The organism is Pseudomonas sp. OTU5201 (assembly GCF_038440135.1).
GTDB lineage: Bacteria > Pseudomonadota > Gammaproteobacteria > Pseudomonadales > Pseudomonadaceae > Metapseudomonas > Metapseudomonas resinovorans.
Genome location: NZ_JASATC010000023.1, coordinates 37,132 through 50,861 on the forward strand (window position 1 = coordinate 37,132; position 13,730 = coordinate 50,861).

Consider the following 13,730-nt stretch of genomic DNA (forward strand, 5'->3'; position numbering starts at 1 on the left):
GTAAATTCATCAATATCAATGGCTTGTGTTGTTTCTTTCCGCTTGGCGCGTTGATGAGGGCGTCAGACAGGAGCAACCCTGTAGGGTGGACATCGTTTTTCATGCCCACCCTGCGTGGTGGAACCAGTCTCCGATGGTGGACCGGTAAAACGTGGTCCACCCTACGGAAAAGCGCCCAACCGCAGGGAGCCGAAAAAAGAAAACGGCCCGCGAGGGGCCGTTTCTTTTGCAGCGTCTGGCGTTAGCCGCCGAGGTAGGCGTCGCGGACCTTGGGGTCGTTGAGCAGGTCGTCGCCGCTACCCTGCATGACGATGTGGCCGTTTTCCAGCACATAGCCACGGTCGGCCAGCTTGAGCGCCTGGTTGGCGTTCTGTTCCACCAGGAAGATGGTCACGCCGTCCTTACGCAGCTGTTCGATGATGTCGAAGATCTGCTGGATGATGATCGGCGCCAGACCCAGCGAAGGCTCGTCGAGCAGCAGCAGCTTGGGCTTGCTCATCAGCGCGCGGCCGATGGCGAGCATCTGCTGTTCGCCGCCGGACATGGTGCCGGCGCGCTGTTCGAAGCGTTCCTTCAGGCGCGGGAACAGGTGCAGCACCTTGTCCATTTGCTCCTGGAAGTCGCCCTTGGCGGTGAAGAAGCCACCCATGGCCAGGTTTTCTTCGACGGTCAGGCGGGCGAACACGCGGCGGCCTTCCGGCACGACGGCGATGCTCTTGCGCATGATGTCGCAGGACTCCTGGCCGACGAGTTCCTCGCCTTCATAGCGAATGCTGCCGCTGGCGGCACGCGGCGAGCCGCAGAGGGTCATCAGCAGGGTCGACTTGCCGGCGCCGTTGGCGCCGATCAGGGTGACGATCTCGCCTTTCTTCACATCCATGCTGACGTTGTGCAGCGCCTGGATCTTGCCGTAGAACGTGGAAACCTTGTCGAAAGTAAGCATGGTTCAGGCCTCCCCCAGATAGGCTTTGATCACGTCGGGGTTGTTGCGGATCTGCTCCGGCGTGCCGTCGGCCAGGGGGGTGCCCTGGTTGATCACATAAATGTGGTCGGAAATGCTCATCACCAGCTTCATGTCGTGCTCGATCAGCAGCACGGTCACGTTGTGCTCGTTACGCAGCATGGCGATCAGCGCCTTGAGGTCGTCGGTCTCACGCGGGTTGAGGCCGGCGGCCGGCTCGTCGAGCATGAGGATGCGCGGGCGGGTCATCATGCAGCGGGCGATTTCCAGGCGGCGTTGCTGACCGTAGGCGAGGGTGCCGGCCGGGCGGTTGGCAACTTCGGTGAGGTTGACCTTTTCCAGCCAGTGGGCGGCGTAGTCCATGGCCTCGCGTTCGCTTTTGCGGAAGCCCGGAGTCTTCAGCAGGCCGGCGAGGAAGTTGGTGTTGAGGTGGCGGTGCTGGGCGACCAGCAGGTTTTCCACCGCGGTCATTTCCTTGAACAGACGGACGTTCTGGAAGGTCCGCACCACGCCTTTGCGGGCGATCTTGTGGCCCGGCAGGGCTTCGATCTGCTCGCCATCCAGACGGATGCTGCCGGAGGTCGGCTGGTAGAAGCCGGTCAGGCAGTTGAACACGGTGGTCTTGCCGGCGCCGTTCGGGCCGATCATGGAGACGACTTGTTTTTCCTGTACGGTCAGCCCCACCCCGTTGACGGCCAGCAGACCGCCGAAGCGCATGGTGAGACCGCTTACTTCGAGAATCGGGCGGCTCATTGTTTCAGCTCCAGGTGGGGACGTTGCATCGGCAGCAGACCTTGCGGGCGCCAGATCATCATCAGCACCATCAGAGCGCCGAACATGAGCATCCGGTACTCGCTGAACTCACGCATGAGTTCGGGGAGCAGGATCATCACGATGGCCGCGAGGATTACGCCCAACTGGGAGCCCAGGCCACCCAGCACGACGATGGCGAGGATGGTCGCCGACTCGATGAAGGTGAAGGACTCAGGCGTCACCAGGCCCTGGCGCGCGGCGAAGAAGCTGCCGGCAAAGCCCGCGAAGCAGGCGCCCAGGGTAAAGGCGGAGAGCTTGATCACGGTGGGGTTCATGCCCAGCGCGCGGCAGGCAATCTCGTCTTCGCGCAGGGCTTCCCAGGCGCGGCCCAGCGGCATGCGCAGCAGGCGGTTGATTACGAACAGGGTCAGCAGCACCAGCAGCAGGGCGATCAGGTAGAGGAAGACCACCTTGTTCACCGAGTTGTAGGCGAAACCGAAGTATTCGTGGAAGGTCTGCAGGCCTTCTTCGGCACGGCGCTCGAACGACAGGCCGAACAGGGTTGGCTTGTCGATGTTACTGATGCCGTTGGGGCCGCCGGTCAGCTCGGTCATGTTGCGCAGCAGGATACGAATGATCTCGCCGAAGCCGAGGGTCACGATGGCCAGGTAGTCACCGCGCAGGCGCAGCACCGGGAAGCCGAGGATGAAGCCGAAGAAAGCCGCCATCAGGCCGGCGATCGGCAGGCACACCCAGAAACCCAGGCCGTAGTAGTGCGAGAGCAGGGCATAGCTGTAGGCGCCGACGGCGTAGAAGCCGACGTAACCCAGGTCCAGCAGGCCCGCCAGGCCGACCACGATGTTCAGGCCAAGGCCGAGCATCACGTAGATCAGGATCAGCGTGGCGATGTCCACGGCGCCGCGGGAGCCGAAGAACGGCCAGACCAGGGCCAGCACGATCAGGCCGAGGATGAACCAGCGCTGGGTCGAGGGCAGGGTCAGGAAGTTCGCGGTGCCCTTCGACATGCCGGGCAGCTTGGGCGCGGAAGCCCAGGCACCCTGGACTTTTTCACGCATCAGTTGCCAGAAGAACATGGCCACGGCGCACGCCGCGATGGCCAGCAGGGTGGGGGTGTCGGCACCGGTGACCACCAGGCCCACGCCGACGACGCTGAGTTTCAGGCCGAGGATGGGGTAGGCGACGGCCAGCACCAGAAGGGCGCTGAAGAACGCCGTTTTGAGTCGAGTGTTCATACCTTCTCTACCTCCGGACGGCCAAGGATGCCGGTCGGCCGGAACAACAGGACCAGAACCAGCAGGCTGAAGGCCACGACGTCCTTGTACTGGTCGCCGAAGAGGTCGGCGCCGAAGGCTTCGGCTACGCCCAGCACCAGGCCGCCGAGCATGGCACCCGGAATACTGCCGATGCCGCCGAGCACGGCTGCGGTGAAGGCCTTGATACCGGCGAGGAAGCCGATGTGCGGGTTGATCACGCCGTATTGCATGCCCAGCAGCACCGCGGCCACGGCGGCCAGGGTGGCACCGATGACGAAGGTCAGGGCGATGATGTTGTTGGTGTTGATGCCCAGCAGGTTGGCCATGCGGATGTCTTCGGCACAGGCGCGGCAGGCACGGCCCAGGCGCGAACGCGAAATGAACATCGTGAGGCCGTACATGACCAGGAAAGTGACCACGAAGATCAGGATCTGCATGTAGGAGATCACCACGCCATTCATGGTGCTCTCGCCGAACACGAAGTTGCCCGGGATAAGGTTCGGGATTGCCTTGTCCTTGGAATCCTGAGTCAGCAGGACTTCGTTCTGCAGGAAGATCGACATGCCGATCGCGGAGATCAGCGGGATCAGGCGGTTGCTGCCGCGAAGCGGACGATAGGCGACCCGTTCGATGCTGTAACCGTAAGCACTTGCAACGATGATGCTCGCAGCGAATGCCGCGACGATAACGATCGGAAGGCTTTCCAGACCGAGCATGGTGAGCCCGGCAATCACGATGAAGGCTACGTACGAGCCAATCATGTAAACCTCGCCGTGGGCGAAGTTGATCATGCCGATGATGCCGTAGACCATGGTGTAGCCGATGGCGATCAGGGCATAGGTGCTGCCAACGGTAAGCCCGTTAACCAGCTGTTGCAGATAGTGGTAGAGATCAGGCATTCCCTAACTCCTCGGGCATCACGAAAAGCGGCGCTTGTGGCGCAGCGGAGCCCGTAAAACACGGATAAACAAAGCCCACTGCCGAAGCAGTGGGCTTTGCGTTCAGGCGGGAAGCTTATTTAGCTTCGGTTTTGGTGCCGTCCTTGTGCCACTCGTACACCACGAAGCTGAAGTCCTTCAGATCGCCCTTCTCGTCGAAGGCCAGGTTGCCGGTCGGGGTAGCGAAGGAGTTGGCGCGCAGGGCGGCAGCTACCTTGGCGGTGTCGTCTTCGCCGGCTTTCTTGATGCCTTCGGCGATGACTTGAACGGCAGCGTAGGCCGGGAACACGAACGGACCGCTCGGGTCTTCGTTCTTGGCCTTGAACGCGTCTACCAGGGCCTGGTTCTTCGGATCCTGGTCGAACGACTTCGGCAGGGTGACCAGCAGGCCTTCGGAAGCCGGGCCAGCAATGGCGGACAGCTCTTTGTTGCCTACGCCTTCCGGACCCATGAAGCGTACTTTCAGGCCCTTTTCAGCCGACTGGCGCAGCAGCAGGCCGAGTTCCGGGTGGTAGCCGCCGTAGTAGACGAAGTCCACGCCAGCCTGCTTCAGCTTGGAAACGATGGTGGAGAAGTCCTTGTCGCCGGCGTTGATGCCTTCGAACAGGGCGACTTTCACGCCTTTGCTTTCCAGGGTCTGCTTCACGGCAGTGGCGATGCCTTCGCCGTACTGCTGCTTGTCGTGGATGACGGCAACGGTCTTCGGCTTGATGTGATCGGCGATGAAGTTGCCGGCGGTCGGGCCTTGCAGGCTGTCCAGGCCGATGGTGCGGAACACCAGCTGGTAGCCACGGGAGGTGATGTCCGGGCTGGTGGAAGCCGCGGTGATCATCAGGATGCCTTCGTCTTCATAGATGTCGGACGCGGGCTGGGTGGAGCTGGAGCAGAGGTGGCCTACGACGTAGTGGATACCGTCGTTGACGATCTTGTTGGCTACGGCAACAGCCTGTTTCGGATCACAAGCGTCGTCATAAACCACGCCTTCGAGCTGAGCGCCGTTCACCCCGCCGGCCTTGTTGATCTGCTCGATCGCCATCTTGGCGCCGATGAACTGCATCTCGCCGTACTGGGCAACCGCACCGGTCACCGGGCCAGCCAGGGCGATCTTGATGGTGTCAGCTGCTACGGAGTAGCTGGCGACACCGGCGAGAGCCATGGCGGCGAACAGTTTGGAAATCTGCTTGGTAGCCTTATTCATAGTGCTCCACTCTTGTGTTTTTCATTGTTGTTGTCCTGATTGCCGAAGCTACGGGACAGGGAATTGCACCCCGCCAACACCCCCCGGCAACTGTACCGGAACAGTGTAGATTGCTGATTTGCGGCTTGAAAAGTCGGGTTTTGATGGCGGAATGATCTTGTGTCGCTTAATCGAAACAAACGTATAGAAATACGGCGTGTCTCGGGTGTAGCTGGCGTCGTCAAGGCGTGCTTGTCTGAATGTTGCTCGACGCTATCATTGCGCCCCCCCCAATCCATTCGTTACCAACCAACACAAAACAAGCCATGAACGATAACGCTAGCACCCTCTATGCCAAGCTGCTCGGCGAAACCGCCGCCATTACCTGGGAAGAGCTACAGCCCTTCTTCGCCCGTGGCGCGCTGCTCTGGGTCGATGGCGCCGAAGATCTGGTGGCCGTTGCCCTGGCCGTGGCCGAAGACGACAAGGCACAGGTCGCGGCATTCCTGGCCGCCGGCAAGCTCAGCAAGGTGGAGGAAGACCGTGCCCAGGACCTGCTGGCCCGCGATCCGAAGCTCTGGGCAGTGGTGGTAGCCCCCTGGGTTCTGATCCAGGAGCGGGGCGAAGCGCCGACCCGTCACTGACGGAGCGCGGATGGAGCCCAGGGAAGGGCTCCAGGAGTGTGCCGCATGCCCGGTTCTGCACTGGTCAGGGGCAGCGGCGAAATCGGTGGGGCGAGCTAGACTCAAGCCACCTTCTACTTCTCTTTGATATCCACAGGGAGTGCCATCATGTTCGAACCAGGCCATGTACACCGGGCCAACATCCCCGGTATTCCGGGGCAGCAGGAGTTCTCCATCGACCTTTATTACGAAGCTCGTCCTAATCCCAAGGAGGGCACCATGCTGCACTTCCGCATGGTGGGCGACATAGATGGTAAGCATTTCGAGGAAGAGTTCGAGATGCACCGCGACACGGCATTCAACTTCGCCAGCGTGGTTTCCAAGGTTGCGACGAAGAATGGGCTCCATCCCAACAGCACCCTGATCATGCGTAATCACAAAGAGTACGACCTGATCTTCGAAGATATCCGCCGCGTGCTTGGCGCCGAGCCCGGCGAGGCGGTGAACTTCGACCATCTGGAGAAGGACGGCCTCTGACCTTTGTCCCGGTGGAGGCCACAGCGTGGTTTCCACCTTTCTGCCCGGCCAATCTGAAACGATGGGTATCGCTTCGCTTAACCGCATCCTACGACGGCGAAGTCAGCTGTAGGTTGGCGTAGAGCGAAGCGATACCCAACGACCACCTACGCGCTGACCCAACGCTGGCGCATCCAGCCACTCAGGGCATCCACGCCCAATACCAGGACCAGCATGGCTAGGATCACGCTGGATGCCTGCGCTTCCTGGAACAGACTGAGGCTCACGTAGAGCATCTGCCCCAGGCCTCCGGCGCCGACGAAGCCGAGCACGCTGGCCATGCGGATATTGTTCTCCCAGCGATAGAGCATGTAGGCCACCAGTTGCGGCCATACGGCTGGCAGGGTGCCATAGCAGAACGCCGCAACGCGCCCACCGCCATTGATACGGATGGCTTCGGCGGGTTCCGGCGGGGTGTTCTCCAGGGCCTCGGCGAAGAGGCGACCCAGTACCCCTGCGGTGTGCAGGGCCAGTGCCAGGGTACCGGCATTGGGCCCGAGGCCCGCGGCCAGCACCATCAGGGCTGCCCATACCAGCTCGGGCACGGCGCGCAGGGCGTTGAGCAGCAGACGGGCCGCGCCTTGGGCCATATTGCCGAAGCGGCCAGCTGCTGGCAGGGCGATGAGCAGGCCCAATAGCGCCGCCAGCAGGGTGCCGAGTGCCGACATGGCGAGGGTCTCCAGGGCGCCCCAGCCGATGGCCCTGAGGTGGGGGCTGGAGAAGTCCGGCTGGAGGAAGCGCGCCGCGTAGCTGCCCATCTGCTGCAGGGCGTCGCCACTGACCAACGCACCCAGGTCGATGCCCAGCCAGATAAACGAAGCGGCCGCGGCCGCCAGCAGGGCAAGAATCACCAGAATGTTGCCCGCCCTCATGCGAACCTCCCGCGCAGGAAGCGGCTGAGCTGGTCGGCCAACAGCACCAGGGCAAGGAAGGTCAGCAGCATGCTGGCGACTTCACCGCCGGCGAACATGCGCATGGACAGGTCCATCTGCTGACCGAGTCCGCCTGCGCCGACGAAACCCATTACGACCGAGGCGCGCACTGCGCATTCCCAGCGATAGACGGTGTAGGAAATCATCTCCGCCGCCGCGCTGGGCAGCACGCCATAGGCGAATGCGGCCAGGCGCGGGCTGCCGGCGGTGAGCAGGGCGCGGGTGGGGCGCGGGTCGACGGACTCGAAGATTTCCGCATAGACCTTACCCAGCATGCCGCTGTAGGTGATGGCGATGGCCAAGACCCCGGCGGTGGGACCCAGGCCCACAGCGCGGACGAAGAGCAGCGCCCAGACGATTTCCGGCACGCTGCGCAGGAAGATCAGCAGGCCGCGCACCGGCCAGCGCAGGGCCTGGGCCCACCAGGCCGGACGACCGCCAAGGGGCAGGGCGGAGAGCGACAGGGCGCGGCTGGCCCAGAGCGAGGCCGGCACGGCGATCAGCAGCGCCAGGCTCATGCCGGCGGTGGCGATGGCCAGCGTCTCCAGGGTGGCACGGCCCAATAGAAGCAGAAACTCCTCGCCGTGCTCGGGCGGCCAGAAGGCGGAAAGAAACTGCCCCATGGTGCGGGCGTTGCCTTCGTCCAGCAGCACCGCCGGGTTCAGCTCGCTCAGCTTCAGGCCGGGCCAGAGCAGCGCCACGGCCAGCAGGGTCAGCAGCAGCCGGGGCAGCGCAGCAGGGTCGTGAGGCGCCGATCTCAGCATCGTGGAATATGCAGCGCGGGGGCCGCTACGGGGGGGGAGGACGGCACGTCGCTGCGTAATTGCTCGTTGGCGTAGAGGGCGTCCAGGTCGGCCTGTCTAACGGCCTCCCGTGGGCGATCGAAGGCGATGCGCCCGTCGCGCACACCCACGATGCGCGGGAAGTGTGCCAGTGCCAGTTCCACTGCGTGCAAGCTGGCCAACAGGGTGACGCCGCGGCGGCTGGCATCGGCGCAGAGCACGCCGAGGGTGTGGTCGGCCAGCACCGGGTCCATGGCCGAAACCGGTTCGTCGGCGAGGATCAGTTCCGGGGCCTGGTAAAGCACACGGGCGATGCCTACGCGCTGCAACTGGCCACCGGAGAGTTGGTCGCAGCGCTCGAAGAGCTTGTCGGCGAGATCGAGGCGGGCAAGGGCCATTTGGGCGCCTGTGCGGTCCAGCGGGTGCAGCAGACTGAGCAATCCCTTGGCCAAGGACCATTGGCCGAGCTTGCCGGCCAGAACGGCGGTGACCACCCGCTGGCGCGGAGGAATCGGAGGGGCCTGGTGGACGAGTCCAATGCGCGAGCGAAGGCGCTGGCGCTCCCGCGCAGAGAGCGCCCAAGGCGCCGCACCGAGCAACTGGAACTGCCCGGTGGCGGGTTTCAGGCTGGTGGCGATCAGGCGCAGCAGGCTGGTCTTGCCGGCACCGGAAGGGCCGATGATGGCTACCCGTTCGCCGCTGCCGACGCTCAGGTCGATAGCCTGCAGGGCAGGCTGGCCGTTGGCGTGGACCAGGTCCACGCCGTGTAGCGACAGGCTCACTTCAACAGGCCGGCCGAGCGTGCTGCTTCTTCGATGCCCTGGTAGTTCTCGGGCTTGGTCGGGATGAAGCGGGTAGCGGCTTGCAGGTCGAGGATCGCCTTGTGTTCCGGGTTGGCCGGGTCGAGGGCGAGGAAGGCCTGCTTGATCTTCTCGGCCAGGGCCGGGTCCAGGGTGCCGCGTACGGTCCAGTTGTAGTCGTAGTAGGTCGGGGTGGTGGCGAAGACTTTCACCTTGTTGGTGTCGACCTTGCCAGCATCCACAAGCTTCTGCCAGACGCTGGCGTTGAGCACGCCGCCATCTACCTTGCCAGCCTGGACCCAGGCCACGGTGGCGTCGTGGGCGCCGGAGTAGGCGACGCGAGAGAAGAACTCCTCGGGCACGACGCCGTCCTGTTGCATGAAATAGCGCGGCATCAGGCTACCGGAGGTGGAAGACACCGAGCCGAAGGCGAAGGTCTTGCCCTTGAGATCCTGCAGGGACTTCACCGCTGGATCGGCGCTGATGAATTTGCTGGTGAACTTCTCGTCCTGCTCACGTTGTACCAGCGGAACGGCATTGCCGGTTTTCAGGCGGGTCTGGACGAAGGTGAAGCCGCCGAGCCACGCCATGTCCAGACGGTCGGCCGCCAGGGACTCAACCACCGCGGCGTAGTCGGCCACGGGGACGAACTCGACCTTCATGCCCAGTTGCTGCTCGAGGTAAGCGCCGAGGGGCTTGAATTTGCGCAGCAGTTCGGTAGGGGCTTCATCTGGAATGGCCGACACCTTCAAGGTTTCGGCGGCTTGGGAAACAACGGCGGACAGGGACAGGGCGATGCCGGCCGCGAGGGCCAAGGAGCGTTTGAACATGGGATTCTCCGGTTCAATAGCGGAAAAGGCAGGCGGATTATAGTGATCGGACGACCGCTTGGTAGCTTCATCTCGCTGACCAGGCAGTTAAGATGTGCGTTTCGCCAACCGCCTGGAGTTACGGCATGACCGCTCCCCTGCCTTCCATTGCCTTTGCCGGCATCGGCCTGATGGGCCTGCCCATGACCCGCCGCCTGCTGGCTGCCGGCTTCCCGCTGACCGTGTGGAACCGTTCCCCGGAAAAGTGCGCGCCGCTGCTGGAACAGGGCGCCCGCCGTGTGATGACGCCGGCCGAACTCTGTGCCGAGGCGGATATCGTGATGCTCTGCCTGGCTGACACCCGCGTTGTGCGCAAGGTGGTATTCGGAGAAGGCGGCATTGTCGAACGGGCGAAGCCCGGGCAACTGCTGGTGGACTTTTCCAGCCTGGAACCGGCTGCTACCCGCGAGATGGCTGCGGAGCTTGAAGCCCGCACCGGTATGCGCTGGATGGATGCGCCCGTCTCTGGCGGCACCCCCGGCGCCGAGGCCGGCACCCTGGCGATCATGGCCGGCGGCCATGAAGACGACGTAGAACGGGTGCGGCCGATCCTCGCTCATCTGGGCCAGCGACTGACTCGCATGGGCGGGGTAGGTGCCGGGCAGGTGACCAAGGTGTGCAACCAGATGATCGTGGCCTGCAATGCCTTGGTGATCGCCGAAGTGGTGGCCCTGGCCGAGAAGGCAGGGGTGGACGCCAGTCTGATCGCCCCGGCGCTGGCCGGCGGTTTCGCAGACTCCAAGCCGCTGCAGATCCTCGCGCCGCAGATGGCTGAGAGCCATTTCGAGCCGATCAAATGGCATGTGCGCACGCTGCTGAAAGACCTGGACACTGCCGTGCGCCTGTCCCGCGAGCACGACTCGGCGACGCCCCTCAGCGGCCTGGCAGCGCAACTGATGCGTCTGCACGGCAGCCAGGGCAATCTGGAGCGCGATCCGGCTACGCTGGTGGAAATGTACCGGGAGAATCACTGATGAAGATCGCCGCCAACCTGTCCCTGCTGTTCACCGACCGCCCGTTGATCGAGCGTGTGATCGCTGCGCGCGTCGCCGGTTTCGATGGCGTGGAGGTGCAGTTTCCCTACGAGTTGCCGGCTATCCGCATGAAGGAAGTGCTGGAAGCGGCCGGCCTGCCGCTGATCCTGTTCAACCTGCCGGCCGGCGACCTGATGGAAGGTGGCCCGGGTCTGGCTGCAGTACCAGAGCGCCAGGAGCAGTTCGACGATGCCTTGGCTCAGGCGCTGGCTTATGCCGCGATGACCCGCCCGCGCTTCGTCAATGTGCTGGCTGGGCGCAAGGTCGACGGTGTGACTCGGGAGCGGGCACTGGCCTGTCTGGCCGCTAACCTGCGCAAGACGGCCGAGGCCTTTGCCGTACTGCGTATTGGTGTGGTCTGCGAGGCGATCAACCCGCTGGATATGCCGGGCTTCTTGATCAACACCCCGGAGCAACTGGATGAGCTGCTGCGCGACGTGGATCATCCCAACCTCAGTGCCCAGTACGACCTCTATCACATGGCTCGCCAGGGCGTAGACGCAGCTGCGGGCATTCGCCTTCTGGCCGGCCGTATCGGCCATGTGCAGTTCGCCGACTGCCCCGGTCGTGGCGAACCGGGCACGGGCAACACCGACTTCGGCCCGGCGCTGCACGCCCTGCAGGAAGACGATTACCCCGGCTGGATGGGGGCTGAATACAAGCCTGCCGGTGTGACCGCCGATACCCTCGGCTGGCTGCCGGAATGGAAGGCCAAGCTGGCCTGAATCGATGCAGATCACTGTGTAGGGGCGAATTCATTCGCCAAGGGGCGCGTAGCGACCCCAACAGATTTTCAGGGCAGGCCGTTGGCCTGCTTGGCGAATGATTTCGCCCCTACAGGACAACAATCCGCCCTTTGTAGAGAGAACCATGACCGACCCCATTCGCCTCACCCAGTACAGCCACGGCGCTGGCTGCGGCTGCAAGATTTCCCCCAAGGTGCTGGAGGTTATCCTCGCCGGCAGCGGCGCGCAGAACCTCGACCCTAAGCTCTGGGTGGGCAACGCCTCCAGGGACGACGCAGCGGTCTACGCCCTGGACGAGGAGCGCGGTGTAGTGTCCACCACCGACTTCTTCATGCCGATTGTCGACGACCCCTATGACTTCGGCCGCATTGCCGCGACCAACGCTATCAGCGACATCTACGCGATGGGCGGCGACCCGCTGATGGCCATCGCCATTCTCGGCTGGCCGGTCAACCTGCTGTCGCCGGAAGTGGCTCGCGAAGTGATTCGGGGTGGCCGCTCGGTGTGCGATGAGGCGGGCATTCCGCTGGCCGGAGGACACTCCATCGATGCTCCCGAGCCGATCTTCGGTTTGGCCGTCACTGGCGTGGTGGATAAACGCAATATGAAGCGCAACGACACCGCTACCGCCGGTTGCAAGCTCTACCTGACCAAGCCGCTGGGCATCGGCATCCTCACCACCGCCGAGAAGAAGGGCAAGTTGCGCGAGGCCGATGTAGGGCTGGCCCGCGACTGGATGTGCACGCTGAACAAGCCGGGCAGCCGCTTCGGCAAACTGGCAGCGGTCAAGGCGATGACGGATGTCACCGGCTTCGGCCTGCTCGGCCATTTGGTGGAGATGGCCGACGGCAGTGGCCTTACCGCCCGTGTCGAGTACGCCAAGGTGCCCAGCCTTCCTGGCGTGGAGTACTACCTGGAACAGGGCTGCGTGCCCGGTGGCACCCTGCGCAATTTCGATAGCTACGGCGATCGCCTGGCACCTTTGGCAGAGGTGCAGAAGCTGCTGCTTTGCGATCCGCAGACCAGTGGCGGCCTGCTGGTGGCGGTGACTCCGGAAGGGGAGGCGGAATTCCTCGCAGTGGCCGAGGAGCTTGGCCTGCAGCTGGCACCTATTGGCAAGCTGCACGAGCGACAGAGTCTCGCGGTCGAGGTGTTCTGATGCGTCCGGACACCTCGAATTACCGCGACATCTTCCTCAATGACCTGCCGATGATGGACGCCCGCGCTCCGGTGGAGTTCGTCAAGGGCGCCTTCCCGCATACGGTCAATCTGCCGCTGATGACCGACATCGAGCGGCAGAAGGTGGGCACCAGCTATAAACAGCATGGCCAGGAAGCTGCCATCGCCCTTGGCCACCAATTGGTCAGCGGCGCCATCAAGGCGGAGCGCATCGAAGCTTGGGCTGCTTTCGCTCGCGCCAATCCCCAGGGCTATCTCTACTGCTTCCGTGGCGGGCTGCGTTCACAACTGGTCCAGCAATGGCTGAAGACGGAAGCGGGCATCGAGTATCCACGCGTGAAAGGTGGCTACAAGGCGATGCGGACCTTCCTCCTGGAAACCACCCAGGATGCCGTGACCCAGTGCGACTTCGTACTGGTCGGCGGCCTCACCGGTACCGGCAAGACCGACGTGATTGCCCAGTTGGCTAACGGCCTGGACCTGGAAGGCCACGCCAACCACCGCGGTTCCAGTTTCGGCAAGCGCGCAACCCCGCAACCGGCGCAGATCGACTTCGAAAACGCGCTGGCCATCGACATCCTGAAGAAGCGTGCAGCGGGTCATGAACAGTTCGTGCTGGAGGACGAAGGGCGCATTGTCGGCAGTTGCTCGGTTCCGCTGGAGCTTTACCAGGGCATGCAAGCGTTCCCGCTGGTCTGGCTCGACGACAGTTTCGAGGACCGGGTGGAGCGCATCCTGCGCGATTACGTGGTGAACCTGTGCGCGGAGTTCATCGCGACCCACGGCGACGAGCACGGCTTCACGCGCTTCGCCGAACGGTTGCGCCAGAGCCTGGACAACATCGTTCGGCGCCTGGGCGGCGAACGCCACCAGCGCATGACGGCGCTGATGGACCATGCCCTGGTCGAGCAGCAAGCGACCGGGAATGTTGACTTGCACCGGGGCTGGATCGAAGGCCTGCTGCGCGAGTACTACGACCCCATGTACGCGTTTCAGCGTGAGAGCAAGGCGTCGCGCATCGAGTTCGCCGGGGAGCAGGCGGCGGTGCTGGAGTACTTGCGGCAGCGTCGGCCAGCGCGGGGCTGA

The 13,730-nt window shown here is 63.6% G+C and carries 15 protein-coding genes; 6 read left to right on the forward strand and 9 right to left on the reverse strand.

The annotated features are described in order from the left end of the window. Window positions 1–241: 241 nt before the first annotated feature. The 5 genes from AAHM40_RS15585 to AAHM40_RS15605 form a co-directional block, all read right to left on the reverse strand. The gene (locus AAHM40_RS15585; protein ID WP_342245456.1) at window positions 242–943 is read right to left on the reverse strand and encodes an ABC transporter ATP-binding protein; all 702 of its coding nucleotides are present in this window, start codon (window positions 941–943) and stop codon (window positions 242–244) included. Between the two features lie 3 nt (window positions 944–946). After that, window positions 947–1,714, reverse strand: a complete 768-nt coding sequence (gene livG, locus AAHM40_RS15590; protein ID WP_028626684.1) for a high-affinity branched-chain amino acid ABC transporter ATP-binding protein LivG — start codon at window positions 1,712–1,714, stop codon at window positions 947–949. Then, a complete protein-coding gene (locus AAHM40_RS15595) occupies window positions 1,711–2,967 on the reverse strand; it encodes a high-affinity branched-chain amino acid ABC transporter permease LivM (RefSeq protein ID WP_028626685.1) in 1,257 nt (418 codons plus the stop codon). Before AAHM40_RS15595 ends, livG begins: the two co-directional genes overlap by 4 nt. Next, window positions 2,964–3,887, reverse strand: a complete 924-nt coding sequence (gene livH, locus AAHM40_RS15600; RefSeq protein ID WP_280282430.1) for a high-affinity branched-chain amino acid ABC transporter permease LivH — start codon at window positions 3,885–3,887, stop codon at window positions 2,964–2,966. The genes AAHM40_RS15595 and livH overlap by 4 nt, the downstream gene beginning before the upstream one ends. A 115-nt stretch (window positions 3,888–4,002) precedes the next feature. Next, window positions 4,003–5,124, reverse strand: a complete 1,122-nt coding sequence (locus tag AAHM40_RS15605; RefSeq protein WP_179060861.1) for a branched-chain amino acid ABC transporter substrate-binding protein — start codon at window positions 5,122–5,124, stop codon at window positions 4,003–4,005. 305 nt (window positions 5,125–5,429) lie between these two features. Between AAHM40_RS15605 and AAHM40_RS15610 the strand changes: the two genes are divergently transcribed. Continuing rightward, window positions 5,430–5,747, forward strand: coding sequence for a DUF2288 domain-containing protein (locus tag AAHM40_RS15610; protein ID WP_342245457.1), 318 nt, complete (start codon window positions 5,430–5,432; stop codon window positions 5,745–5,747). Window positions 5,748–5,894: 147 nt separating this feature from the next. Beyond that, the gene (locus tag AAHM40_RS15615; RefSeq protein ID WP_342245458.1) at window positions 5,895–6,263 is read left to right on the forward strand and encodes a DUF5064 family protein; all 369 of its coding nucleotides are present in this window, start codon (window positions 5,895–5,897) and stop codon (window positions 6,261–6,263) included. Between the two features lie 146 nt (window positions 6,264–6,409). On the opposite strand, the gene phnE is transcribed toward AAHM40_RS15615, so the two are convergent. The 4 genes from phnE to AAHM40_RS15635 are packed head-to-tail and all read right to left on the reverse strand — an operon-like array spanning window position 6,410 to window position 9,646. Beyond that, a complete protein-coding gene (gene phnE / locus AAHM40_RS15620) occupies window positions 6,410–7,174 on the reverse strand; it encodes a phosphonate ABC transporter, permease protein PhnE (protein ID WP_342245459.1) in 765 nt (254 codons plus the stop codon). Then, on the reverse strand, window positions 7,171–7,998 hold the full coding sequence (locus AAHM40_RS15625) for a PhnE/PtxC family ABC transporter permease (RefSeq protein WP_342245460.1): 828 nt from the start codon (window positions 7,996–7,998) through the stop codon (window positions 7,171–7,173). Before AAHM40_RS15625 ends, phnE begins: the two co-directional genes overlap by 4 nt. After that, window positions 7,992–8,798 (reverse strand): phosphonate ABC transporter ATP-binding protein, encoded by an 807-nt coding sequence (locus tag AAHM40_RS15630; protein ID WP_342245461.1) that lies wholly within the window; start codon window positions 8,796–8,798, stop codon window positions 7,992–7,994. Before AAHM40_RS15630 ends, AAHM40_RS15625 begins: the two co-directional genes overlap by 7 nt. Continuing rightward, a complete protein-coding gene (locus AAHM40_RS15635; protein WP_342245462.1) occupies window positions 8,795–9,646 on the reverse strand; it encodes a putative selenate ABC transporter substrate-binding protein in 852 nt (283 codons plus the stop codon). The genes AAHM40_RS15630 and AAHM40_RS15635 overlap by 4 nt, the downstream gene beginning before the upstream one ends. Before the next feature lie 125 nt (window positions 9,647–9,771). Here AAHM40_RS15635 and AAHM40_RS15640 point away from each other — a divergent pair, with 125 nt between their 5' ends. From AAHM40_RS15640 to mnmH, 4 genes are all read left to right on the forward strand, one after another. Beyond that, complete coding sequence (locus tag AAHM40_RS15640; protein ID WP_342245463.1) at window positions 9,772–10,659, forward strand: NAD(P)-dependent oxidoreductase; 888 nt, start codon at window positions 9,772–9,774, stop codon at window positions 10,657–10,659. Next, on the forward strand, window positions 10,659–11,444 hold the full coding sequence (locus tag AAHM40_RS15645) for a hydroxypyruvate isomerase family protein (protein ID WP_342245464.1): 786 nt from the start codon (window positions 10,659–10,661) through the stop codon (window positions 11,442–11,444). The genes AAHM40_RS15640 and AAHM40_RS15645 overlap by 1 nt, the downstream gene beginning before the upstream one ends. Before the next feature lie 145 nt (window positions 11,445–11,589). Continuing rightward, window positions 11,590–12,624: a selenide, water dikinase SelD gene (selD, locus tag AAHM40_RS15650; RefSeq protein ID WP_342245465.1), complete on the forward strand. Its 1,035-nt coding sequence runs from the start codon at window positions 11,590–11,592 to the stop codon at window positions 12,622–12,624. Continuing rightward, complete coding sequence (gene mnmH, locus AAHM40_RS15655; RefSeq protein ID WP_342245466.1) at window positions 12,624–13,730, forward strand: tRNA 2-selenouridine(34) synthase MnmH; 1,107 nt, start codon at window positions 12,624–12,626, stop codon at window positions 13,728–13,730. Before selD ends, mnmH begins: the two co-directional genes overlap by 1 nt.